This window comes from Acinetobacter sp. YH12126 (assembly GCF_013418745.1).
Lineage (GTDB): Bacteria > Pseudomonadota > Gammaproteobacteria > Pseudomonadales > Moraxellaceae > Acinetobacter > Acinetobacter amyesii.
Window position 1 is genome coordinate 1 of sequence record NZ_VPBM01000017.1, and the last position, 24,592, is coordinate 24,592.

General features: G+C 41.3%; 19 protein-coding genes. 8 read left to right on the top strand and 11 right to left on the bottom strand.

Annotation, left to right across the window (positions count from 1 at the left end):
- The coding region (locus FTU62_RS12330) for an ISNCY family transposase (protein WP_180102823.1) at positions 1-901 on the top strand (901 nt) is incomplete at its 5' end.
- A 225-nt stretch (positions 902-1,126) separates the two neighbouring features.
- Here the strand turns inward: FTU62_RS12330 and FTU62_RS12335 are convergent.
- The 6 genes from FTU62_RS12335 to baeS all read right to left on the bottom strand — a co-directional run bounded on the left by FTU62_RS12335 (position 1,127) and on the right by baeS (position 9,951).
- Positions 1,127-2,482: an amino acid permease gene (locus FTU62_RS12335; protein ID WP_180102824.1), complete on the bottom strand. Its 1,356-nt coding sequence runs from the start codon at positions 2,480-2,482 to the stop codon at positions 1,127-1,129.
- Positions 2,483-2,834: 352 nt separating this feature from the next.
- Entirely contained in the window at positions 2,835-4,532 is a 1,698-nt protein-coding gene (locus FTU62_RS12340; RefSeq protein ID WP_180102825.1) for a carboxypeptidase regulatory-like domain-containing protein, read from the bottom strand.
- Between the two features lie 438 nt (positions 4,533-4,970).
- Positions 4,971-6,062, bottom strand: a complete 1,092-nt coding sequence (locus tag FTU62_RS12345) for a hypothetical protein (protein WP_233945001.1) — start codon at positions 6,060-6,062, stop codon at positions 4,971-4,973.
- 26 nt (positions 6,063-6,088) lie between these two features.
- Positions 6,089-7,495: a hypothetical protein gene (locus FTU62_RS12350; RefSeq protein ID WP_218948622.1), complete on the bottom strand. Its 1,407-nt coding sequence runs from the start codon at positions 7,493-7,495 to the stop codon at positions 6,089-6,091.
- 86 nt (positions 7,496-7,581) lie between these two features.
- On the bottom strand, positions 7,582-8,268 hold the full coding sequence (locus FTU62_RS12355; protein WP_078191240.1) for a response regulator: 687 nt from the start codon (positions 8,266-8,268) through the stop codon (positions 7,582-7,584).
- A 12-nt stretch (positions 8,269-8,280) separates the two neighbouring features.
- Positions 8,281-9,951: a sensor histidine kinase efflux regulator BaeS gene (baeS, locus tag FTU62_RS12360; protein ID WP_180102826.1), complete on the bottom strand. Its 1,671-nt coding sequence runs from the start codon at positions 9,949-9,951 to the stop codon at positions 8,281-8,283.
- A 134-nt stretch (positions 9,952-10,085) separates the two neighbouring features.
- On the opposite strand from baeS, the gene FTU62_RS12365 reads away from it, so the two are divergent.
- The 3 genes from FTU62_RS12365 (at position 10,086) to FTU62_RS12375 (ending at position 14,809) form a co-directional block, all read left to right on the top strand.
- On the top strand, positions 10,086-10,715 hold the full coding sequence (locus FTU62_RS12365; protein WP_180102827.1) for a hypothetical protein: 630 nt from the start codon (positions 10,086-10,088) through the stop codon (positions 10,713-10,715).
- A 316-nt stretch (positions 10,716-11,031) separates the two neighbouring features.
- The gene (locus FTU62_RS12370; RefSeq protein ID WP_078194152.1) at positions 11,032-12,834 is read left to right on the top strand and encodes an acyl-CoA dehydrogenase C-terminal domain-containing protein; all 1,803 of its coding nucleotides are present in this window, start codon (positions 11,032-11,034) and stop codon (positions 12,832-12,834) included.
- 193 nt (positions 12,835-13,027) lie between these two features.
- Positions 13,028-14,809, top strand: coding sequence for an acyl-CoA dehydrogenase C-terminal domain-containing protein (locus FTU62_RS12375; protein ID WP_180078760.1), 1,782 nt, complete (start codon positions 13,028-13,030; stop codon positions 14,807-14,809).
- A gap of 112 nt (positions 14,810-14,921) precedes the next feature.
- Here the strand turns inward: FTU62_RS12375 and FTU62_RS12380 are convergent, their stop codons facing one another.
- Both FTU62_RS12380 and FTU62_RS12385 read right to left on the bottom strand, forming a co-directional pair.
- The gene (locus tag FTU62_RS12380) at positions 14,922-15,467 is read right to left on the bottom strand and encodes a GNAT family N-acetyltransferase (RefSeq protein WP_180102828.1); all 546 of its coding nucleotides are present in this window, start codon (positions 15,465-15,467) and stop codon (positions 14,922-14,924) included.
- 14 nt (positions 15,468-15,481) lie between these two features.
- Positions 15,482-16,114: an FMN-binding negative transcriptional regulator gene (locus tag FTU62_RS12385; protein ID WP_180102868.1), complete on the bottom strand. Its 633-nt coding sequence runs from the start codon at positions 16,112-16,114 to the stop codon at positions 15,482-15,484.
- 168 nt (positions 16,115-16,282) lie between these two features.
- On the opposite strand from FTU62_RS12385, the gene FTU62_RS12390 reads away from it, so the two are divergent.
- Complete coding sequence (locus FTU62_RS12390) at positions 16,283-16,780, top strand: phosphate-starvation-inducible protein PsiE (protein ID WP_180059425.1); 498 nt, start codon at positions 16,283-16,285, stop codon at positions 16,778-16,780.
- A gap of 47 nt (positions 16,781-16,827) precedes the next feature.
- Here the strand turns inward: FTU62_RS12390 and FTU62_RS12395 are convergent, their stop codons facing one another.
- Positions 16,828-17,292, bottom strand: coding sequence for an RcnB family protein (locus FTU62_RS12395; protein WP_373886365.1), 465 nt, complete (start codon positions 17,290-17,292; stop codon positions 16,828-16,830).
- A 183-nt stretch (positions 17,293-17,475) separates the two neighbouring features.
- On the opposite strand from FTU62_RS12395, the gene FTU62_RS12400 reads away from it, so the two are divergent.
- Positions 17,476-17,934, top strand: coding sequence for a hypothetical protein (locus tag FTU62_RS12400; RefSeq protein WP_180102829.1), 459 nt, complete (start codon positions 17,476-17,478; stop codon positions 17,932-17,934).
- Positions 17,935-18,023: 89 nt separating this feature from the next.
- Here the strand turns inward: FTU62_RS12400 and FTU62_RS12405 are convergent, their stop codons facing one another.
- On the bottom strand, positions 18,024-19,490 hold the full coding sequence (locus FTU62_RS12405; protein ID WP_180102830.1) for a phospholipase D family protein: 1,467 nt from the start codon (positions 19,488-19,490) through the stop codon (positions 18,024-18,026).
- 109 nt (positions 19,491-19,599) lie between these two features.
- On the bottom strand, positions 19,600-21,684 hold the full coding sequence (gene znuD, locus FTU62_RS12410; RefSeq protein WP_180102831.1) for a zinc piracy TonB-dependent receptor ZnuD: 2,085 nt from the start codon (positions 21,682-21,684) through the stop codon (positions 19,600-19,602).
- A 147-nt stretch (positions 21,685-21,831) separates the two neighbouring features.
- Between znuD and FTU62_RS12415 the strand changes: the two genes are divergently transcribed.
- On the top strand, positions 21,832-22,611 hold the full coding sequence (locus FTU62_RS12415) for a DUF4184 family protein (protein WP_180102832.1): 780 nt from the start codon (positions 21,832-21,834) through the stop codon (positions 22,609-22,611).
- Between the two features lie 160 nt (positions 22,612-22,771).
- Positions 22,772-24,556 carry an aspartate--tRNA ligase gene (aspS, locus tag FTU62_RS12420; protein ID WP_180102833.1) on the top strand — a complete coding sequence of 595 codons (1,785 nt, stop codon included), beginning with the start codon at positions 22,772-22,774 and terminating at the stop codon, positions 24,554-24,556.
- Positions 24,557-24,592 lie beyond the last annotated feature (36 nt).

Sequence of the window (24,592 nt, forward strand, 5' to 3'; positions counted from 1 at the left end):
TGATGGCTCATATCATGACTGGTTTGAAGGTCGAGCTGCAAAATGCTGCTTGTTGGTTTATATCGATGATGCTACTGGAAAGCTGTTGCATCTGCGCTTTTGTGAGGCTGAAACGACCTTTGACTACATGCTTTCAACCCGAGCCTACATTGAACAATACGGCAAACCTCTAGCCTTTTATAGCGACAAGCATTCGGTATTCAGAGTTAATCAGAAATCCAGGCAAGACAGCCAGATTACGCAATTTGGGCGGATTCTGAATAATTTGAACATCGATATTATCTTTGCCAACTCACCCCAAGCCAAAGGTCGTGTGGAACGTGCCAACAGAACCCTTCAGGACCGTCTGATCAAGGAGATGCGCCTGGAAGGCATCGGTTCGATTGCAGAGGCCAATATATGGTTACCCTGCTTTATTGAGCAGTTCAATCAGAAGTTCGCCAAATGTGCGCGAAACTCAAAGAACCTGCATCGGCCATTAAGCGAATCTGATCTTGAACTGGATGATATTTTTACCTGGCAGGAACCGCGTAAGGTCACCAAGAATCTGACCCTGACCTATGACAAGTGTATTTATATGCTTGAACCGACAGAGCTGAATCATAAGCTTGTTGGGCAATACATTTCATTTCTGGAGTACCCGGATGGTACTGTGGCAATCATGCATGAAGGACGGAAGATCAACTATAGCGTCTTCAATAAACTGGCTGGACTACAGCAGAATGATGTGGTTGAGAATAAAAGATTAGGTTCGGTCCTGGCCCATATCCAGCAGCAACATGAGGAATTGGAGAAACAGAATAAACGTTCCCGTCTCAAGAAAAGTATGCCGAGTCGTAAAGCTCAGAAAGTTGTTATTGAACAAAGAAATTTAAATCCTGTGCTTGACTCTTGTAGTTAAAAACAGGACATTTTAAATGGTTTATCGCATAGACATTTTAATTGGTGAATAACAAATTTGTTTTATCCAATATAAATCATAATCTTATATAAATTCGCCCTAGAATTGAGTGCACTAGAGCAGTTTTTATATGAATATTCACTCAATTTGCGTATTTTGTCAGAATTTTTCAAAATCATTTTTTAGTGACAGTGAACAAAGGCTCTTCCCTAAGCCTTCATGGTATTAAATCTTCTTCAATTGCATCACTTTAAACAGTACAAACAGCAATAAAATCCATACGGGCTGCATCAGCACCGACAGCATAAAGCCCTGATTCCACATGATGTATAAAATCATCAGCATGAACACCAAAACAAAATAGTTGGTGAACGGTGCAAATAAAGCAGGAAACTTGGTCAGTATGCCCTGTTGCTGCATCGCTTTTCTAAACTTCAAATGAATCAAGCTGATCAGCATCCAATTCAGCACCGCAGCGCTCACCACGATATAAATCAAATAACTCAATGCTTTTTCAGGTAAGAAATAATTCAGCAGCACACAGCCAAAAATCAGCAAAGCAGAAAATAAAACTGCAGCAATCGGTGTCCCGTGCTTATTCACCTGTTTAAAGGCTTTTGGCGCATTGCCCTGTTCTGCCAAACCAAGCAGCATGCGGCTATTGGCATACATGCCGCTATTACAGACCGAAACGGAGGCCGTCAAAATAATAAAATTCAGCAAATGCGCCGCCCAATCAATCCCCATCTGATTAAAAATCATCACAAAAGGACTATGATCCAAACCGCCAAGTTTCAACTGATTCCACGGCACCAGCGACAGCAGTACCGCCAAGGAACAGATATAAAATAAGAACACGCGGATTACGGTCTGATTCACCGCTTTCGGGATATTTTGATCAGGATTTTCAGTTTCAGCCGCCGCCATGCTGATTAATTCAATGCCGCCAAAAGCAAACATCATAAAGGCTAGCATATAGAATAAGCCTTCAAAACCGTGCGGGAAGAAGCCGCCATGTACCCATAAATTACTAATCGAAGCGGTAGAGTCTGCGCCCGCTGTAAGTAGCAGGTATATACCAAAAATAATCATGGCAACAATCGCCACAACCTTAATCATCGACAGCCAAAATTCAGATTCTGCATACAGTTTGACATTAGCTAAATTGGCTAGCGTAATCACAGCAAAAAACACCAAAACTGAAATCCAAGCAGGCACATGCGGCCACCAGTAATTGACATATTTGCCTATCGCGGTCAGCTCGGTCATCACTACTAAAATATACAGAATCCAGTAGTTCCAGCCCGTTAAAAAGCCCGCAAACTTGCCCCAATACTTAAAAGCAAAATGACTGAATGAACCTGTGACTGGCTTTTGCACGATCATCTCGCCCAGCTGGCGCATAATCAGAAAAGCAATCAAACCACCAATCAAATAGCCCAGAATTATCGATGGTCCAGCCGACTCAATAATATGCGCAGAGCCTAAAAATAGCCCTGTCCCGATTGCGCCACCCATTGCAATCAGCTGAATATGACGGCTCTTTAATCGGCGCTGCAGTTGAGGCATTTCGCTGCTCACAACACGTTCTCATCTTATAAAAAAGTGGATTGTAGCCTGTGCAGCTCTTTGCAGCCAAATATTCACAGATCATTTCTGTATGAATCATTATGGAATACAGCGCGTGAGCTGCATTTCTCCATAGCACTTGGTCAAATTGATAGGATGGACAATACGGGCCATAAGATTCCACTCGAACAGCCGGAAGCTTTAGCCGCCAGTATACTAAAGTGGCTGAATATATTGTCCCTTTAAATATAAACAGCCCTCAATAGAGAGCTGCTTTTTAGCATTCACTTCACTTGATGGATGATTGATAGTGAATGCAGAACGTCTAAACCTATTTATTCATGCTGCGGTGTCATGTAAATCTTTATTTTCGCTGTGGCACTTCAGCCCACCGTGCATAACTCTTCGTGCTTTTCAGCACAGTGCCCGCTTGTTTTGCAGCTGCGCCACTATAGTCCTGAGAGAAACTATCCGAATTTTCATCAAAACTCGCACCATCAAATAATGGGAAAGTTCCGGCTTTTTTCTGAATCACCAGATCATCAATCATCCAACCGCGGAAACCGTTATAAAGTTGATCGACTGTTCTGAATTGGAATTTCAGCTGAACATTGGCCTTGCCTGCATATTCATCTAATGAAATTGCTTCTTGCTGAACAGCAGCCGGTGCGAGGTTAAAGCCTAAATTACTGTATGGAATCGGCGCGCGCTCATATGCCGAGGATGGATCTGCCAGCGGGTTTAATCGAGCCAAGGTCTTAAAGCTGTTGCCACCGTCGGTAGAAACTAAAATATTCATCAAATCGAACCCTTGATTATTTGGATTGACCGACTCAATTTCCCACCATGTTTTAAAGCTTAAACTCAAAGGCGCTTGATACTGGCTTAGATTAATGGCAGGTGAGATTAACTCACCCATATTATGGGTATTAGATGTTCCGCCATCAAACTCTGGAGCCAAAGATGAATCACTTAAAGCGCCAATAAAGTTGCCATTTACTTTGTCGCCATACCAATATGCCGTATTGCCTTGCAGTGGCTCAGGCACCTTGCCTTGACTTTGGTCATTCGGCGCTAAGCGCACACGCTGATTTACTTGATTATTACGAATGTTGTGACCTTTGTTTAGCAACTGCCAATCGACATTAGCCACACTTGGCTGCGACTTTGTCCATGCATTGCGGGTTGCTGAGTCCACTTCAAAAGTTTCACGCCATACCACATCTGCAGATGCTGTTTCAGGCAGCACTTCAAATTGATAGCCCGATGCAGAAGAAGCAATGACCGTAACTTTTTTCGTAATAGTGTTAATTCCTGCACCGTTAATGGTGAGCGTGGCATTTTTCAATGCTTCAAGCAGCGCACTGGATACATTAAATGAAAGCGTGAAATATCCATTGGCATCAGTCAAAGCACTAACAAATGCGCCATTGGTCGCTGTACCGCCAGACAATGACACTTGCGCATTCGCCAAAGGTTTCCCTTTAAAAATCACTTGACCAGAGAATGTTCCGACCACTGCATCATTGACTGGTGCATCACTTAGTGTCTGACAGTCTTGGTCTAAGCAGTTGAGAACCACATTCAACACAATGCTCTTATTGGTATTTTTAGGATGGATCAAGAATGCCGAAACTGCAGACTGTCCATTTTTAGTAACCAAAACATAATATGTGCCTGCAGCCAATTTAGGCAGTTTAACGATGCCTTGAGCATTCGCAAGGTAACTTTGACCTTTAAAATGAGTCGCTGTCGGTAAACTATTGATCGGTGGAAAGAACTGCTCAGAATCATCCGCTGTAATTGTATTCGTTGCTATTTTCAGACTGCCTGATTGTACTTTTTGCCATTCTTCATCACTTAAAATCTGAATCGACGCAGCATTTAAAGCAAGATTATTCACATCTAATAAAGTCAGCTCTTCTACACTCTTTTGTACCATAGCATCGGCAACTGGCTCTGGCGGTACACTCCCTGTCTCGTCACGATCACTACCACCACATGCCGTTAAACCCAAGACACCCGTGACCATTATTATTTTTACAAAAGCGCTATTTTTCATCTGTTCTGCCCTCTGGCTTTTCCATTTTTAAAAATTGTTATCTCAACATTGAACTCTACCAGCCCAAACATACTGGTGAATATTCCAGCAAAATAATAACCAATTTTCATTAAATGCGCAAATTTCGCATTTTTATGTGATTTTTATCATTCATCCAATTGCCATTGTTTTGCTGTTAAGGGATGCCCATTCCTTCAAAAATGGAATACTAATAAATATCTAATACTGATAAAAACTTTAAAAAATAAAAAATTTACGATATAAATAAAAAAAGTTATAGATAAATTCAAACTTATCCATAACCGAACAATTTAAATTCCATTATGACAATGCAAAGCTTTTTTTAATACATATCAATACGGTTAAATAAAACAACTGCTTAAAACTTTACACATTCTAAAGAAGCTAATCTGTTTACAGTCGCTGGTCCAACAGCACTTACCATAGATATTGCGCATATATTTGCGCGCCCATACGTTTTGCTTGGTTGGTATTGAATGAATCTGCTATGTATTTAAAACCAAAGTTTTCATGTTTGACGGAAAGGCCAAACGAATTGGTTTGGGGTTCAAAATGGATTCCCCACATTAGCCCTGTATTCCAATATGCATTGAGCTGCCAAAGACTTATATACTCATTTGAGATTGAACTGAGTCCTAAACTCCAAGCCTGCTCTGAGTCATAATTTAAATCCGAATAAATTTTAAATGGCAGCTTTTGCGCATAGGTCTTATCTTTATCAAACTCTCCCTGAATATCAAACCGTGGACGCTTATCTTGATCATAGCTGATGTTATATCGTGTGTATGGAGCATCTTGCCAATATAAATATGCCAATGCATCCTGAATATTAATTTTTAAATTCCAATTTTTTGCAATAGCACCTCTTAAAGTCGCATCTAGGGCATAGCCATACCCGCTATGCGCCTGCTCATTCCAGCCCATTTTATCTTCTTTCAAAGCAGGATGATCATAACTGTAATCTATGCTCCCATTCAGCCATTTGACGCGGTCCATAAGCTCTTGCTGATCTGTCGTTACCCCTAGCGCATTAATATGACCATCAATATAATGACGCCCAATTAACGCGGTTATACCCGTTTCTAAATTCCAATTCGAACTAATGGGCCATGTATAGGCAGCCCGAGACCCAACAGTATCAATATGCTGTGCTTCAAGCCTCAAGTCATACGTTGAGTTTGCATCGATAGGCAGTTCATTCTGTATTTGATAATAAAGCTTTGCTGTATCCTCACTGAAATTGAGCGCATAGTCATATCGCCAGATCCAGCTAAAATCCCAATTACCCTGCTTTACGCCCAATTGCATTAAACCATGAGCAAATGCATTTTTTCCTGATTTAAACTTAGAATCATCCCAATCATCTGTAAATGCATGAATCGCTAACGGTTCACTATAAACATCTGCTTGCACTTGATAATAGATAGCCTCTTGTGCATAGCTATAAAACGGGAGCGATAATCCCAATAATACTAATTTTTTTTTCAACATAGAAAAAAGGGGGAACATCGTTACCCCCTCTCCTTAATTCATTATTATGGTGCAATCATTAGCACAGTGTTATCGGTAAATTTCGCAGAATAAATGCTATTCGATACTCTATTGATCGTACCGTAGCTAACAGTACCGACTTTAATATCAGCAGAACTGAATTGATCTAAATCTGGAATTTCTACAAATGCACCATTCGCATGAGATACTCTTGACCAGATAATTGGAGATTGCGCGATCAGATTGTCAGTTTTTACATCTATATTTAATGTATTTTGATCAACTGTAACTTTAAGATTTGCTATCCCTTTTTGGTAATCATTCCTTTTAGCGTTAAGCAGTAAACTGAATGGCTTCACAGCAGCCCCCCCACCTTTTACGTTACCAGAGAGATTAACTGTCAAATCTGCATTAATAAATGCAGCCGCAGATTCGCCTTGGGTAATATCAAAGGTTTTAGTCAGATCATTTTTTAGCTTAATATTTGCATCTAAGCCTAAGTTTTCTGCTCCGCTTAAAGCTTCACCTTTCAAAATAATTTCATATGGAATAATTTGATTAAATGTTTCAGTACCATTTTTGAATTTAACTCGAGCAGCTTTGCTTGAAAGTTCAGTTAAATTCAGCTTCGCGTTCTGAGTTGTTAACAAAACATTTAAAAATTTAAATTGTGCCGTAACCGGAGCATTTTCACTTTCTGAGTCTTCCAGCTTGATATCTGTATCATAAACAACTTGAGCGGTACTGTTGCTATTAAACCCTAAGCTTGATTCTAATCCATCCGCATTTTTAGCTGTGATTTTACCGCCTGAAACTATTTTAAAATCATGCTGTTTTGCAGATGCTGTGAATGGCGCATCCAACTTTAAATTGCTTACAGTAATCAAAACCGCATCGCTAAAAACATCTTTTCCAGTAAAAGTACTGCTATCCCATATATAGTCCATCCAATATTTAGCCGATACACTTCCATTAACAGAAACTGAAGTCGGTGTTACGCTGATTTTAAGACCATTTTTGCTCAAAATATAATCTGGATAATATATCCCCCCATAGGTCGCATCATCCTCTAAAAGTGCCTCTAATTCTGCAGCGGTATAGTCTTTTGTGGAACCTTGAGCATCTTTCTGCGCCAATGAAGCTAAAGTAATGATGAGATCAGAAGCATTACTAATATCATTTCCTGCATTACTTACAGCATCAAATGCAGGCTCATACTGAGACTGCAAACCTTTAAAACTGTCAAAATAGGCAATAATATTGTTCGTAGTTTTGATTAATACTTTAGCTTTCTCTAAATCTGTTGCTGGATTTGATGGGTTAGCTGTTTCCCCATTTGAACCGCCATTATCTGAAGTCCCACCGCTACTAGAAGACCCGCCGCCACCACCGCCACATGCAGTTAAAATTACAGAACAGCTTATTGCTAATAAGGTTTTTTTTAAAATCATTATGTTTTTCCCTCTTAAAAATACAAATAAAAAAGCCTTTAAAAATTAAAGGCTTTTAAAAAAAGATTCAAGAACAAAAAGTAACATTAATCCTCTGGATATTCAAAACGATAACCAACGCCATACACGGCTTGAATCCATTCATGACGGTTGCCGGTTTCCGCTGCATCTGAAATCTTACGACGTAAATTTTTAATATGACTATCAATCACACGGTCAGCCACTTCAAAACTGTCTGGGTTAATATGATCAAGCAATTGCGCACGTGAATACACCTGCCCTACATGCTCTAAAAACAACTCTAGTAAACGAAACTCTGTTGGCGTTAAGCTCAACGCTTTTTGTTGATACCAAATGCGTTGCTGTGCTTTGTCCATACGGAATAAATCATTCACCTCTGGCTCTGCTTTACGTTCTAAACGACGTAATACTGCTTGCACACGTGCCACCAATTCTTTCGGACTAAACGGTTTGCAGACATAATCGTCAGCACCCATATTAAGCCCCAATACACGGTCAATTTCTTCAGTGCGTGCAGTCACCATAATAATTGGCAGATCAGACTGCTCACGGACTTTACGGCAAATGGTTAAGCCATCCATACGGGGCACCATCAGGTCCAAAATCATTAGACTCGGCTTACGCTGCGTGAAGCTGTCATAGGCTTCTTGCCCATCATGAAACATGCTGACTTCAAAGCCTGCAGCCTCTAGATAATCACGCACCAGCTGTGCAAGTTCCACTTCATCTTCAACCAACATGATATGTTTCATGCATGCTTCCTTTTAATATTTCATCTGTTTGGGAAATGTCAATTTGCAACGCAAACCGCCCAATGGAGAATGATCAAAACTCAATTCTCCGCCCAATGCTCTAGCTATTTTTACGGATAACGCCAATCCTAATCCTGTACCACCAGTTGCACGCGTACGTGAATCATCCACACGATAGAAACGCTCACCTATACGTGCCAACTGTTCATCAGTTAAACCAAATGGGCTGTCATCAACATACACGGTCCACTGGGTTTCATCTTGCTCAGTATGAACATGCACTTCACCACCAGCTTGCGTATAACGAATACTGTTACCCAATAAGTTGACCATAATCTGTTTAAAACGGTCTATATCTAATTGTAATGAAGTCCCTTCGCCCGTTGCGGTAATTTTCAAATCCGCTTGCTCAAACTTCGGCTTAAAGCTTTCAACTTCCTGCACAACGACATCCCACGGATTAATCGTAGTGAGATAACAATTTAATTGCTGTGCATCAGCTTGCGCCAAATCTGCCAAATCTTTGGTCAATTTTTTCAGACTACTGACTTGATTCAACATCGAAGTAAAATGCTCTGGCGTTGGCTTACGAATACCGTCCTGCATCGCCTCAATTTGAGCCTGTAACACGGCCAATGGCGTTTTCAATTCATGTGAAGTATCAGCCACCCATTGACGACGTGACGTTTCATGCTGATCGAGAATTACAGCCAACTGATTCAATTCATTCGATAAATCACCAAGCTCATCATTACGGTTCACTGCAACTTGATGTTGATAATTGCCCTTGGTTAATTCACGTGTTCCCATTAACAAACGCTGAATCGGTTTTTTAAAGTATGTTGCCAATAACAATGCTGCAATCAAACTTGCAATAAACGTAATCACATAAACCAATAATAAATAACGTTTTTGCTTACTAAAGAAGTTAATACTGATCGCATCATCTTGATCGAGTACAGGTTTGAGCCCCAAATATCCCACGATTTGATTATTCACCATAATCGGACGATAAGAGATTTGTTCATCTGTCGGCTCACCCACAACAAATTGGCGATGTGCATCATATAAAGATAAACGCGAACTCAAGCCCAAGCGGTCAGGCATTTGGATAAATTGTTTCTTACCACCATTATTACTGTTACTTTGTGAGGATTGATCTGCATCTTTTTCATCCGTGTTCGACTCTTTTGGACGGAATACATTTTGGTTCGTACTTAAAGGAAATTTTAAACCTTCAAAGGGTCGGAACTCAGATGGTAAGTTTTGTTCCAACCATTTCAGCTCTTCAATTTTTTGCTCTGCCGTATGCTGTGGTGTTGCCAGCATCGATGCTGCATTTAAACTATGATCTTGGAAATAGCGCTGCTGCAATGCAATGTCATATTGACGACGTAGCCACCACCGAGAGAGACGATCATAGTCATCTGGCGCTGCCTGCCCTTCAATTTGCAGAATCTGTGCCTGAATCGCATTGCCCCAATCATGATAGACCGTATACACATCGGCTAAATTTTCAATGACATGGTCAAGCTTTTGCATCTCGACATCGGCCACATATTTGGTGAAATTACGCTGCATATTCCAATGCAAAACGCCAAGACTTACCGTTGTGATGACGAGCGTCGTCAACAGCACAGTCAGAAACAAGCGTAGGGCAATCGGGATACGACGTATTTTCAAACGAGAACTCTCATTTTTCTTCTATATTCATTATTGTAGCGAACACGCAACTAAAAAACTCTCCATTGTTTCTACATCTTTATTATTTAATCTTTAACCATCGGAAAAAGATCTAATCTGGTGGGGTAAAGACTATGAAACAAATGACCAAAATTGCTTTAATCGGTGCAAGCGTACTGAGCATGGGTGCATTAACTGCCTGTCAATCGACAACCGCACCAAAAGATAACGATCATGGCCGTATGATGAAACAACATCATGATGATCACGACCGTCGTATGTCACCTGAGCAACGTGAACATTTTAAACAAATGCGTGCCGAGCAACGTCAAGTGTTTGCTGATATGCAAAAAGCCTGCGATGGTAAGGCTACAGGTTCAACAGTTCAAGTAAAAGCTGGCGATAAAAATATTGATGGTACATGTACCATGGTGTTCAAAGCAGACCGTCAAGACATGAAAAAAGCACGTGGTGAACACAAACCAATGCGCGGTGAACATCATCCAATGCGTGGCGACATGCGTGGTCAGATGCAACGCGGTGAGCGACTGACTGATGCAAAACGTGCAGAACTGACTAAACAGTTTGATCAACGTTTAGCTGAACGCCAAGCGAAACAACAAGCCATTATGAAAGCATGCCAAGGCAAGACTGATGGCAGTGCGGTTGCCATTAAAGTTGGCGAACAGCAAATCAATGGTAAATGTGAAGTTCGCTTCCAACCTAAAGCCCCTGTTGCCCCAACGCCAGCGCCAGTGAAATAATCCAAACTTAGATCGCAATATCATTGCTTAAAAAAGGCACTCCCATGAGTGCCTTTTTTATTGGACATATCTTTTTACGCTTTTTGACTATTTGTGTCATTCATTTTCATCTAAAAGCGTTTACACTCAATGCACTTAGCTTTTTCAAGGGATATTTCTTTGACTTTACAGTCACCAACAAATCACCCTGAAATGCTTGTACCCAATAAGAAGATGTTGCACGATTAGAACCATTCCAATACGTGTCATTGAAGACACGTTCAAATGTTATTTAGGATTACTAACGCTGGTAGAAACCAGTATTGAGGAAAACGATATGCCACAATACAAAGCGCCCTTACGTGATATGCAATTTGTTCTGCATGAACTTTTAAAAGCAGAAGATCACTATGCACAACTGCCTGCATTTTCAGACACCGTAAGCCGTGAGTTGGTTGACCAATATCTAGAAGCTGCTGCTGACTTCTGTGAAAATGAACTTTCTCCTCTTAACCAAGTCGGCGACCGTGAAGGTTGTACTTGGAATGATGGCGTTGTAACAACACCAACTGGTTTTAAAGAAGCGTATCAAAAATATATCGAACTCGGTTTCCCGTCTTTGTCTGCTGAAGAACAGTATGGCGGTCAAGGTCTACCAGTTTCACTAGGTAACATCATTTCAGAAATGGTGGGTACTTCGAACTGGGCATGGGGTATGTACCCTGGTCTATCTCATGGTGCTGTCCGTACATTAGAACATCACGGTTCTCAAGAGCAAAAAGACACTTACCTGCCTAAACTTGTTTCAGGTGAATGGACTGGTACGATGTGCTTAACAGAATCTCATGCAGGTTCTGACTTAGGTATTATCCGCTCTAAAGCTGAACCACAAGCAGACGGTAGCTATGCAATTTCTGGCGAGAAAATCTTTATCTCTGCTGGTGAACACGACATGGCTGAAAATATCATCCATATCGTCCTTGCTCGTCTTCCAGGTGCACCAAAAGGCACGAAAGGTATTTCATTATTCATCGTACCTAAATTCAATGTAAATGCTGATGGCTCAATTGGTGAGCGCAATGCGGTACGTTGTGGTTCGATTGAACACAAAATGGGTATCCATGGTAACGCGACTTGTGTCATCAACTTTGATAACGCAAAAGGCTTCTTGATTGGCCCTGAAAACCGCGGTCTAAACTGCATGTTCACATTCATGAACACTGCACGTATCGGTACTGCTGTACAAGGTCTTTCAGCTTCTGAAGGCGCTTTCCAAGGTGCACTTGCTTACGCAAAAGACCGTTTGGCAATGCGTTCACTTTCAGGCCCTAAAGCACCTGAAAAAGAAGCAGATCCAATTATCGTTCACCCTGCAGTACGCAACATGCTGCTTACGCAAAAATCATTTGCTGAAGCTGGTCGTGCTCTGGTTTACTTATTGTCTTTCCATGCCGATATCGTGGAACAAGGTGCAACTGAAGAAGAACGTAAGTTCTCTGACAATATCTTGTCATTATTAACTCCAATTGCTAAAGCATTCTTGACTGAAACAGGTTCTGAATCTGCAAAACACGGTGTTCAAGTATTTGGTGGCCACGGCTTCATTTCTGAACATGGTATGGAACAAATTGTACGTGATACACGTATTTCATGCTTGTACGAAGGTACGACTGAAATTCAAGCAATTGACTTGTTAGGCCGTAAAGTATTGGGTACTCAAGGTGCAATGTTGAAAGACTTCACCAAGATCATCCATAAATTTGTTGAAGCTAACAAAGACAACGCTGCCATGAAAGAATTTGTTGAGCCGCTTGCTGCGCTAAACAAAGAATGGGGCGACTTAACCATGCAGATTGGTATGAAAGCAATGCAAAACCCTGAAGAAGTAGGTGCTGCTGCAGTCGATTACCTCTACTTCTCTGGTTATGTAACGCTTGCTTATTTATGGGCTCGCATGGCACTAGTTGCACAAGAAACTTTAGCTGCAGGAACAACAGATGTTGATTTCTACAATGCAAAAGTAACGACTGCTCGCTTCTACTTCAAGAAAATCTTACCACGCGTTCGCTCTCATGTAGAAGTGATTGCAGGTGGCCTAGATCCTCTTATGGCATTGGATGCAGAACACTTTGCATTCTAATGTGAATATCTAAAACATATTCAAAAAATTGTACTCGTGAGTGCAGAAATAGAGAAAGGACGGTCATAGCATTGGCAGTCCTTTTTCTTTATAAATAGTCCCATAATTTTACTTTGGTCAATTTTCTCCACGCTTTGTGTCGATACAAATTGCCCCAAGTCCATAGATTCAAACAATAAACAGGTGAACGAACATGCCAATTTATAATGCGCCGCTTGCAGATATGAAATTCATCTTAAATGATGTTTTTAAAGCAGAACAATTCTGGCAAAACAACGAAAATCTTGCTCACGTTGATGCTGCTACTGCAGAAGCCATTCTTGAAGAAATGGCAAAATTTGCGCAAAACGTCACTCATCCATTAAACCGCACAGGTGATGAAGAAGGCGCAACCTATAGCAATGGCAATGTCACGACTCCTGCTGGTTTCAAAGAAGCATTTAAACAATATGCAGAAGGCGGCTGGATTGGTCTAGGCGCAGATGAAGAATGGGGCGGTCAAGGCATGCCAAAAATGCTGACTGTTCTGGCTGATGAAATGCTGTTTGCAACCAACCCATCATTCATGCTCTACCCGCTTCTTTCTGTTGGTGCAGGCATGGCGTTAAACAGCTATGCATCACAAGAGCAAAAAGAAACTTATTTGCCAAAAATGTATACAGGCGAATGGTCAGGCACCATGTGCTTAACTGAACCGCATGCAGGTACAGATTTAGGTATTATCAAAACTAAAGCCGAACGTAATGAAGACGGTACTTATAACATTACAGGTACGAAAATCTTCATCACTGGCGGTGACCACGACCTTTCTGAAAATATCATCCACTTAGTTTTAGCGAAAACGCCTGATGCGCCTGCGGGCTCACGCGGAATTTCACTATTCATCGTACCTAAATTCTTGGTGAATGCAGATGGTTCATTGGGTGAGCGTAATGCTGTAGGCCCTGGTTCTATTGAACATAAAATGGGGATCAAAGCGTCTGCAACATGTGTGATGAACTTTGATGGCGCGAAAGGCTACCTGGTTGGTAAAGAAAATGAAGGCCTTGCAGCGATGTTCGTCATGATGAACTACGAACGTCTGTCTATGGGTATTCAAGGCCTAGGTGCTTCTGAATTTGCTTATCAAAATGCAGCGCAATATGCGACTGATCGTTTACAAGGCCGTAGCGCTTCTGGCGTGCAATCGCCGGCAAAACCTGCAGACAGCATCTTAGTTCATGGTGATGTACGTCGTATGTTGCTGAACGCACGTGCCAACAATGAAGCGTCTCGTGCATTTGCGGTTTATGTGGGTCAACAACTGGACATTACCAAGTTCTCTACTGACCCAGAAGCAGTCAAAGCAGCCAATAACCGTGTTGCGCTGTTAACACCTATTGCGAAAGCGTATTTGACAGATACAGCTTTCCAAGCAACGCTAGATGCCCAAATGGTCTTCGGTGGTCACGGCTTTATTCGTGAATGGGGTATGGAACAATGTATTCGTGACCTGCGTATCGCACAGATTTACGAAGGGACCAACGGCGTTCAATCTCAAGACTTAATTGGTCGTAAAACCATTAAGTGCAATGGTGAATTCATTGCTGAATATATCCAAGAAATTCGTGATTTTGCCAACAACTTAGATGCCAGCTTGAACTACATCAAAGATGCAACATTAGATGCTGCAGCTGAAGTTGAAGCGGTGACTCAATATGTACTTGAAGCTGCTCGTGAAAACATTGAGTTCCCGAACTCAGCAGCAGTTGATTACCTACATGCTGTAGGCCTACTCAGCTTTGCCTATATGTTTGCCCGCATTGCAGATGCAGCAAAAGACAAAGATGGCGAGTTCTACCAAAACAAACTTGCACTGACTCTTTACTTCACGCAGCGTATTTTACCTGAATTGGCATTACGCATTGCTAAAGTAAAAGCAGGTTCTGAAGTGATCATGAACTTCTCTGAAGATTACTTTACCAACCAAGCTTAATTAAATACACAAAATCAAAAATGCCCGATTTATCGGGCATTTTTTTACTTATTACTCTTCATACATAACCAATGAATAGGATTCTTTAAGCAAAAATAATAAACGTACCAACTTATTCATAATCTTCCAATTCCATTCGATATGTAAAACAAGGATGGAACTGATCGTCTAGCATTGGAAATTTCCCCCAATGCGTTTTATCTTTATCTAATTTAAATCCGGCCTTATTTAAGACATTTTGTGATGCTAGATGTTCCTCAGCACAAAACGATGAAACAACCTTCGTGACCTGATTCTGCTTTAAATACTTAATTACCCCAATTAAGGCCTCAGTCATATAACCACAACCATGAAAATTCACCCCTAACCCAAAATGTATTTCCCCATGGTTTTCTTGATTGAAGAAATACAGTAAGCCCATCGCTAACTGCGTATTCTTATCACTAATCACCCATGCAAAATCAGGATGGTGTATCGACCAATAATGATCTGCCCACTTTTCTAAAACACTCTTAGTCTGTTGAATCGTTAAATGTGGCAACCGCTGCAGATAACGAGTTGCTTCTATATTCGAAAAATATGTATCAAATAATGAAATTTCATCTCCTAACTGATACTTTCTCAGGCATAAACGTTCAGTTTCAATCCTATTGGGCATGATTATTTAGCCTGTTATTTCATGGGATAAAATTTTTTGATCGACTCCGCCATTTCAGCATTCGACCTTTCCAAAGCTTTTGCCACATTCATCACATCTATAGCGCTGCGATTTTGACTCACTTTAAATTTCCCGATCATCGACTGAATATCGATTTCAATTGCTACAATTTTTTCCAGTTGTTCCGCAATAAAATCATTCGGTGCATCACCCATTTTCCATGGCATGGGTTGGCTAGCTTCATGTTGCCGAGTCAACCGAGCCAGAAGCCCTCGTAAATATTTTTCATCTGCAACTTTACGTATCTTGCCTTTGACATGTACCACGCGGTAATTCCATGTCGGTACAACGCGATGATGCTCCTGTTTTCCTTCATACCAGCTTGGCGAAATATATGCATCATCGGCATGAAAAATCACATAGGCTTGTGCTGACTGATTTAGCAATTCAAACATTGGATTAGCCTTGGCAATATGACCGCGCAATATGCCCAATTCGCCTGACTCAGCGCCATATTCTAGTGGTAAATGATTCACTTCCAACTCACCATTGGGTGCAGTCAGTATTACTGTCGCCAAAGCATACTTACGCATAAGATCAATCAGATCAGGCAGTTCATCATGTTTAAAATGCGTTGGTTGATACATCGTCGCTTCATTTTTATAGGACAAAATTTAGGCTCAAACTTAACATTAAAACCTTTATTAAACCTAAAAAATATTTTTGTCATATGCGCTTAATGTGCATGAAATTTGCTAGGTATTTAATGACTTGTTCTTCATTGAATATTCATGCAATTTACACAGGAGGAATATATGACACACCGTGATCCTAAAGTAGAAAAAATCGAAGCCCTCCTCGACCGACTTGGCAATCTTGCTGTAGAAGGTTTTCATTATCTTGCGCTGTTTGTCATCGGCTGTATGATTTTATGGTCTGCGGGTCATACCATTTTTGAAATTATTACAGTTAAGCAATTCGCCACGATTGACGATATTTTATTATTGTTTATTTACCTCGAACTCGGTGCCATGGTCGGTATTTATTTTAAAACTAACCACATGCCGGTACGCTTCCTGATTTATATTGCTATTACTGCCCTGACCCGTTTACTGATTTCGGACATTCAACATGACCATAAAGCGGATATGGGCTTGGTCATTACTACAGGTTCGATCCTCATCCTTGCTGTGGCCATTTTGATTGTGCGCTATGCCTCTTGGACATATCCTTCGGTTATTCGAGATAAGCATTCCGAGAAGCCACTGCCTGAAGGAAAAACCCCACGTCCGCAAGATGATGAGTTAGCTTAGTCTTATTAAAGCCCCTCTTTTTTAAGGAGGGGTTTGGGTAGATTAAATTACCGATTCGGCACTAATACATAGCGACCATTTTCAAAGATCCAATACATGCCACTTGGGGGTGCTGGTAAACCAATCCGTTTCCAATCGCTGATAAAGGTATAGGTCGAACTGGAAATACTGGCACTCGCAGGATCGCCATTGACCCAACTATAGCTTTGTGAATTTTGAGTAATCGTGGTCGGTGCATTGTATTGAATGCTAATACCACTCTGAGGATACTGCGGATAAGGTCGATTTGGATATTGCGGATAAACCTGCGGACGACTTGGATACTGAGGATAATGTTGAGGATAATTCGGCGCATGCTGCGGATAGCCAGGCCGATTCATCGACGGTGGGCGGTGTTGTGGTTTTGATGTATCCACACCTTGGTAGTTTGCCCATTTGTTTTCCGCAAAAGTACTGGCCGAAGCACTGATCAGCATCACACCTGCAATCGCATAGAATAATGTGGTTTTCACTTAAGCTCTCCTCGACGGTTTATACGCTCAGTATAAATTCCATTGTAGGAGAAAAAATGAATAAAAATCCATCAAGTGCAAGAATTTGTTAATTTTCCGACCAAGCTGATCGCACCTTCAGGCTAGCCTGTTTTTCATTGGATTATGCTAAGATTGATTTTATTTCGTAGTGGATCAAATGCTGTGTCTGAATTAAGTTTTGACCGACTTCATCAATTTTTTTCTAAAGTTCCAAGTATTCAAGAACAACTGATTGACTCGTACGGAACCGATGGTAAAACTGCTTGGTGGTTTAAATTTCAAATTGATGTAGATCACCCTTTAGCATGGCAAACTGTTCAAGAATTGGGCCATGTATTGAACTATATTTCTAAAAATGAACGCTTACCGACTCAATTTTTACCGGTTTCTCCGCCACCATATATGAATGGCGAAGCAAAACAATTCTTGTCTTGGGTGATTCAATGTAACCACGCCGATTTTCCACCAGATGTCATCTGTGACTGGTTAGAAGCTCGTTTGCCACAACCAGTAGATGATGCCGATAAATGGAAAATCAAAACCGATATTAAAGAATTGGATCAAATGACAGATAAAGATTTAGATCAAATCGTTCCGCCGAATCCTGTACCGAAGAATTAATAATTGCTGAATATACCTCTCCCTAACCCTCTCCTGAAATGAGAGGGAATTCCTTCCCCCTTTGGGGGAAGGTTAGGATGAGGGAAAAATTAAAAAGTAGATAATCCGCTCCATTCCATAAAGCGATACAACACATATTTCAAGGTCGATTCATCCGCATATTTACTATAATCGACACTCATTTGTTTACCATCCAGATTTGACCAAGCGGTATTAAAGTACTGTGATGCATCTTTAAAAACTTGAGCATCTTTCACACCGATCACTCGTAAATCCGTTTCTAAATTATAGTTTTTCAAGTTACGCGCCGTGAAATTTGCCGAACCTAAAATCATATCGGCTTGATAAGCAGTTCGTTTTAAAATCATCTTGCTATGGCACTGCTCACCATGGGTATTACACCAACGTACATCAATACCCGCATCATGTAATTCGGATGCTACAGGTCGATTTGGAATGCCATTTTTAGTCCGCCCAAAAGCATCCTTATTCGGATCGAGTAATACACGAACTTTCACGCCACGTTCATGCGCAGCAATGAGTGCCTTGGTAATTTTACGTTCTGACAAGTAGAACATAGCAATATCAATTTCAGTTCCAGCTTTCTTCGCACTATCAATTAAGTCGAGTGTGGCATCATAAATAGCTTTTTCAGTCAGCACTTGAACCTGTGGCTGAGTTTTCGCGGCTTCAACATCCTTAATCACCACAAATGGAATATTGGCTTTGGACATCATGCCTACGGCTTGCTCGGTCTTTAACAGATCAATCGCGGTCATGCCTTTGACGGTTAAGGCCACATTGGAATGTCGTGAGCTACCATCATGTGGATTCATAGAGGTGACTAAACCTTTCCAGCCATCGATGGTATCTACCACCAAAGTTTTTCGGTGATTCGCTTTAAAGTTAAACAGATCCATATAGCTGCGAATCGTCACTTTTTCCGTACCTAATGGATTCGGTAACCAGCCTTGTTTAGGATTATTGCCAATATCTTGACAGCAGATATACCAAAAGCCTGACCATGCAGGATTGGATGCACGAAGCGGTACCAAATTGGTTTCGATTAACTCAATTCCACCTTGACGCAATTGACGATAATGTTCAGGTTGAATGCCGCCATATACCGAATTGACCGGGTCAGTAATCACAAAAATTTCCACTTGAGGAGATAGACGACGCTTCAAAATCAGTGCATCGGTCAGTTCCTGTGTTAATGGTTCATGTTTTAATTGAGAGTCGCCAACTTGAGGATTAAAGAGAAACATATCCAACACAATGGTCGACTGTGCTTCCTCAATCATTTTCAGCATTTCTTTAAAAATGCGATGTTCCTGTTGCTGCTTTCCTTGCGCATCGATATAGGTTTCATCCACTAAAAAGTTCACTTCGGCATGGCGAAGTTTTCCCGTGTAGTTCAGCCCTTCCGGCAGTGGTTTTAGCGTGTGATAGGTTGCCGATGCCAAATAACCTAAAACCAATAAACCAATGACCACACCCACATAGCGACGACGTGACCAATTGAGCTTGTGATGTATTCGTTGAATGATGCGCATAAGAAAAAACCTAGTCTAATGCGCTCAGACTAGGTTTTATTCATTGATTTTTCAAGAGGATTTCTGTGACTTTACCTAGACTTACTTAGAGAAGTCTGTGCAAATTCAATTAGAAACCAAATTCAAGACCGACCGTAAAATTACGACCGAATTGAGGAATATTGGCAAGGAATGACGTGTGAGAATAAACATCTTCATCCAATAAATTATTGGCTTTGAAATAGACCCGATAATCATTTTGATCTTTCAACTGACCACTATAGGCCACACCCAAGTTCACCATGTTGTAGCCATCTGATTCACGCTCAAATGCAGTGATTTTGTCTTGTTTGAATACATGTGAATATTCTGCAAGACCTGACCAACCATCGGAAAAGTCAACATCTACCTTGGTTCCTAAGCGCCCTGCAGGCACACGTGGCGCATTTTCACCATCAATTTTGCCGCGTACATAATCACCAAAGACACTGAGTTTATACATATCATTAATGGCATAACCCACTTGAGCTTCTGCGCCATAAAACTTAGCTTTGCCTTGGGTGTAATCAACTAAGCGGAAGTTTTCAAAATTATCTTTGGTTGCGGCATAAATATAATTGTCATACCAGTTGTGGTACACATGAATGTGATAATCCAACTGATCTTTTTCATAATGGAAACCTAATTCGAGATTATTAGATTTTTCAACATCTAGATTTTCATTCCCACGTTCATAGGTATTGGTCGCAAAATGCTTACCATCTGCATACAGCTCTTGCGCCAATGGCAAACGCTCTTGATGAGAACCCACCAAGGACAATTTATAATTTGGTGCAAACGCCCAATTCACAGCACCTGAATAAGAAATGCCATAATCATCATAATCTTTTTGTGCAGAATCGATCTGAATTTTCTGCTGATCGACACGGGCGCCCAGCTCGACATGAAAATCACCAAATTGTTTATGCTCTAAACCAAACACACTCCATTTTTGGGTTTTATTTGGATTCATCAGTGACTCTTCACCACTGATATTAAGCTTTTGTTGATTGTATTGTGCGCCAATCACCCCTTCCCAATCCGCAATCGGGTTATGCACCAACTCTAAACGACCATCATAGCCCTGACTTTTAAAGGTCGTTGCCGCTGTATCACCTTCAATTTCGTCATGTTGATAATCGGTATAACTTGCATGTGCACGGAGTTTTTGGAAGCCCGCAAACGGATTCGCAAGTTCGGTACGGAAATCATAACGTTCTGACTTTAAGTCGACCCATGGGCCTGCGGCATCATGATCGTGATCATGTTCGTCATGCGCTGAATGATCATGTTCATCGGTATGCCCATGGTTATCATGACCATCACAGTGTAGATGGTCATCATGTGGATGACAGCTTTCATATTCATGACTATGACCCGGCAGGCCATATTGGTCTTGTCGGTTGCTATAAGACAGTCCAGCAAAACCACGATCATGAATCCATGACGCGCCCACACTGACATTTTGCCCTTCTGCAAAAGTATTACCGACTCGGCGTTCTTTTTCTAATTCGCCATCATGATCATGAAAATAATTGGGTGCAATATAGTCATTGGCTTTACGTTTCGAGCCTTCTACACGGATGGCAAATTGCTCACCTAAAGCAGCCGTCACACCGGCACTCGCCAATTTTTCATCACTGCCTGAGTTATAACGTAGCCCAACCTGCCCCTCTAAACCATTTTCAGGCATCTGCGTTGGAATTTTTTGATCGGTAACATTCACCAACCCACCAACCGTCCCAGCTGCATACAATAAAGTGGATGGCCCACGAATCACTTCTACTTGTTTCGCTAAAATTGGATCAACCGTCACTGCATGGTCAGGGGATAAAGTTGAAACATCTGCTGTTTCAGATGCATGCTCCAACACTTTGACACGTGGCCCATCTTGCCCACGTATTACAGGTCGACTTGAGCCTGCACCAAACTGATTTGAATACACTCCAGGTTGTCCGGCAATGGCATCACCAATAGTGACTCCACCTTGTGCCAAATCTTTATGCTTAATAATGTTATCTGCAACCGCAAAATCTGCAGCACTTTGGTTTAAGGGATGGACCTGAACATTAATAGCTTCGAGCTTTTGTACCTGTTGTTCTGGATCATCGGCATAAAGGTTGGGTGCAATCACTGCAAAAATCGAAACAGTTATTAAATTCTTATGAAAAGACATGTTGGAGAGACTCAAATCAGGCTATTTTTGAATAATGTTATAATATAACATTTCATTCGTTTTGCAATAAAAAACATTCTAATCTGCCCAAATCATATACACTCACTGATACCACATTGTATTTATTCATTTATTTATTTTAGTTCAATGCCTTTTACCATATCCCATGCTGTACTCGCACCGCCTATTTCCAAATTAAGCGGAAATCGCCTGCCTATTGCAGCACTCGCAATTGGTAGCATGGTGCCGGATTTATTCCGTTTATTTACCAATGCTGACTATGCAGGTTCACATCAATGGTCTGGGTTAATTGTTCCAAACTTAATCCTAGGTTTGCTGTTTTGTGTGCTGTGGTATGTGCTTTATCGCCCGATGTTATTTGCTTTTTTTGGTTTAAATAAGCCGCTGCATCTACAGAGTCTTAATCAATGCTGTGGGTTTATGCTCAGTCTCATCCTCGCACTCATCATTGGAACTTCGACGCATATTGTTTGGGATGGATTGACCCATGTTGACTTTCGTACCTTTGCATTTAAGGATCTATTGAGTCTACCGATTCAATTTTTTGGTCATTCATATCCCCTACATCGCGTGTTGCAAATTGGATTATCTGGCTTGGCACTCCCCGTTTTGGCATGGATGATTTATCGTCATCATCTTCACTATCGAAGTACTGTAAACGTCCCCACAACCATCAAAGTCTATGTATATGGTTTGGCGGCCCTGTCTTTAGCTGCGGGAATCGCTAGTTATTTTTATTTTGCTGACAGTATTTATTCAGATGCATTTGTGCATGACCTGTATGCCTATGTCGGCAAGGCTATTAATTATTTTTTCCGTGCATTTTTGGCCACGTTTAGCCTCGGTAGTCTGATATTTCTGATCTTAAGCAAGAGCACCAATATTTTTTCAACGTCATCGGCTTAAGCCCATCATTGACCGAAAATTTGCTGTAAATTTGGCAGTTTTAGCAATAAGTCCTTGTGACAAAACAGCCAAAAAGAGGCATAATCCCCTATTCGAATAAAAGCGGTGCGCTGTTTACGCATTCGCTGACCTTAACCCATATAGTTGGATTTCTAACGCTATGATGCGAACTCATTACTGCGGCTCACTTACTGAAGCCCAAATCGACCAAACCGTTACATTATGCGGTTGGGTTCACCGTCGCCGTGACCACGGTGGTGTAATCTTCCTTGACATGCGCGACCGTGATGGCCTTGTTCAAGTAGTGATTGACCCTGATACTCCTGAAGCTTTCGCGACTGCTGATAAATCACGTTCAGAATTCGTATTAAAAATTACAGGCCGTGTACGTCGTCGTTACGAAGGTACTGAAAACGCGAATATCGTGAGTGGTCAAATCGAAGTTTTAGGCAAAGAAATTGAAGTTCTTGCTGCGTCTGAAACTCCTCCATTCCCATTGAATGACGAAAATACCAATATTTCTGAAGAAGTACGTTTGAAATATCGTTTCCTCGATATTCGTCGTCCAGAAATGTTAGATCGTTTACGTTTCCGTTCTAAATTAACAAACCTTATTCGTAACTACTTCGAAGAAAATGGTTTCCTAGACGTTGAAACACCGATTTTGACTCGTGCGACTCCTGAAGGTGCGCGTGACTATTTAGTACCAAGTCGTGTTTCTAATGGTAGCTTCTACGCACTTCCACAATCTCCACAATTGTTCAAACAGTTGTTGATGGTGGGTGGTATTGATCGTTACTACCAAATCGCGAAATGTTTCCGTGATGAAGACTTACGTGCTGACCGTCAGCCTGAATTCACACAAATCGACGTTGAAACATCGTTCATGAGTGACGATGACATTATGGATTTGATGGAACGTTTAACGGTTAAGATGTTCAAAGAACTTCTAAACGTTCAGTTCGACAAGTTCCCACGTATGACGTATGCAGATGCAATGCGTGACTATGCATCTGATAAACCTGACTTACGTATTCCTTTGAAACTTGTTGATGTTGCAGACATGATGCAAGACGTTGAGTTCAAAGTATTCGCAGGTCCTGCAAAAGATCCTAAAGGCCGTATTGTTGCGCTTCGCGTACCAGGTGCTGGCGCGCTTCCACGTAGCCAAATTGACGAATATACTAAATTCGTTGGCATTTATGGCGCGAAAGGCTTGGCTTACATCAAAGTCAACGAACTTGAAAAAGGTATTGAAGGTCTTCAATCTCCAATCGTTAAATTCATCGAGCCTATCGTACTTGATCTATTGAAACGCGTTGGTGCTGAAAATGGCGACATCGTATTCTTTGGTGCGGACAAAGCGAAAATCGTAAATGATGCGATGGGTGCTTTACGTATTAAAGTCGGTCACGACATGAAACTTGCAACTTGCGAGTGGGCGCCACTTTGGGTTGTTGACTTCCCAATGTTCGAAGAAACTGACGATGGCAAATGGACATCTGTTCACCACCCATTCACGCTGCCAAAATCAAGCGTTGAAGAAGTGAAGAACAATCCAGGTGCTGCACTTTCTGTTGCTTACGATATGGTATTGAACGGTACTGAAATCGGTGGTGGTTCACTTCGTATTTATAACCTAGAAATGCAAAAAGCGATCTTCGAAGCGCTTGGTATTTCTGAAGAAGAAGCAGAAGAGAAATTCAGCTTCTTGTTAAATGCGTTGAAATTCGGTGCGCCTCCTCACGGTGGTTTAGCATTCGGTCTTGACCGTTTAGTGATGTTGATGACTGGTGCATCTTCTATCCGTGACGTGATTGCATTCCCGAAAACTAAGACTGCGGAATGTCCTTTAACCCAAGCGCCTGCGCCAGTTGAAGCGAACCAATTACGTGACTTAGGTATTCGCTTACGTGAAAAACCAAAAGCTGAAGAATCTAAATAATCTTACATTTTAAGATTTAGATTTTAAGTTTCAAAA

Bases quoted from the DNA above. Each gene is read 5' to 3' on its own strand.
- FTU62_RS12340 (WP_180102825.1), bottom strand. From the start codon at position 4,532: ATGAAAAATAGCGCTTTTGTAAAAATAATAATGGTCACGGGTGTCTTG.
- znuD (WP_180102831.1), bottom strand. From the start codon at position 21,684: ATGTCTTTTCATAAGAATTTAATAACTGTTTCGATTTTTGCAGTGATT.
- FTU62_RS12390 (WP_180059425.1), top strand. From the start codon at position 16,283: ATGACACACCGTGATCCTAAAGTAGAAAAAATCGAAGCCCTCCTCGAC.
- FTU62_RS12405 (WP_180102830.1), bottom strand. From the start codon at position 19,490: ATGCGCATCATTCAACGAATACATCACAAGCTCAATTGGTCACGTCGT.
- FTU62_RS12365 (WP_180102827.1), top strand. From the start codon at position 10,086: ATGAAACAAATGACCAAAATTGCTTTAATCGGTGCAAGCGTACTGAGC.
- FTU62_RS12380 (WP_180102828.1), bottom strand. From the start codon at position 15,467: ATGCCCAATAGGATTGAAACTGAACGTTTATGCCTGAGAAAGTATCAG.
- FTU62_RS12355 (WP_078191240.1), bottom strand. From the start codon at position 8,268: ATGAAACATATCATGTTGGTTGAAGATGAAGTGGAACTTGCACAGCTG.
- FTU62_RS12350 (WP_218948622.1), bottom strand. From the start codon at position 7,495: ATGATTTTAAAAAAAACCTTATTAGCAATAAGCTGTTCTGTAATTTTA.
- FTU62_RS12385 (WP_180102868.1), bottom strand. From the start codon at position 16,114: ATGTATCAACCAACGCATTTTAAACATGATGAACTGCCTGATCTGATT.
- FTU62_RS12370 (WP_078194152.1), top strand. From the start codon at position 11,032: ATGCCACAATACAAAGCGCCCTTACGTGATATGCAATTTGTTCTGCAT.
- FTU62_RS12415 (WP_180102832.1), top strand. From the start codon at position 21,832: ATGCCTTTTACCATATCCCATGCTGTACTCGCACCGCCTATTTCCAAA.
- FTU62_RS12345 (WP_233945001.1), bottom strand. From the start codon at position 6,062: ATGTTCCCCCTTTTTTCTATGTTGAAAAAAAAATTAGTATTATTGGGA.
- FTU62_RS12375 (WP_180078760.1), top strand. From the start codon at position 13,028: ATGCCAATTTATAATGCGCCGCTTGCAGATATGAAATTCATCTTAAAT.
- aspS (WP_180102833.1), top strand. From the start codon at position 22,772: ATGATGCGAACTCATTACTGCGGCTCACTTACTGAAGCCCAAATCGAC.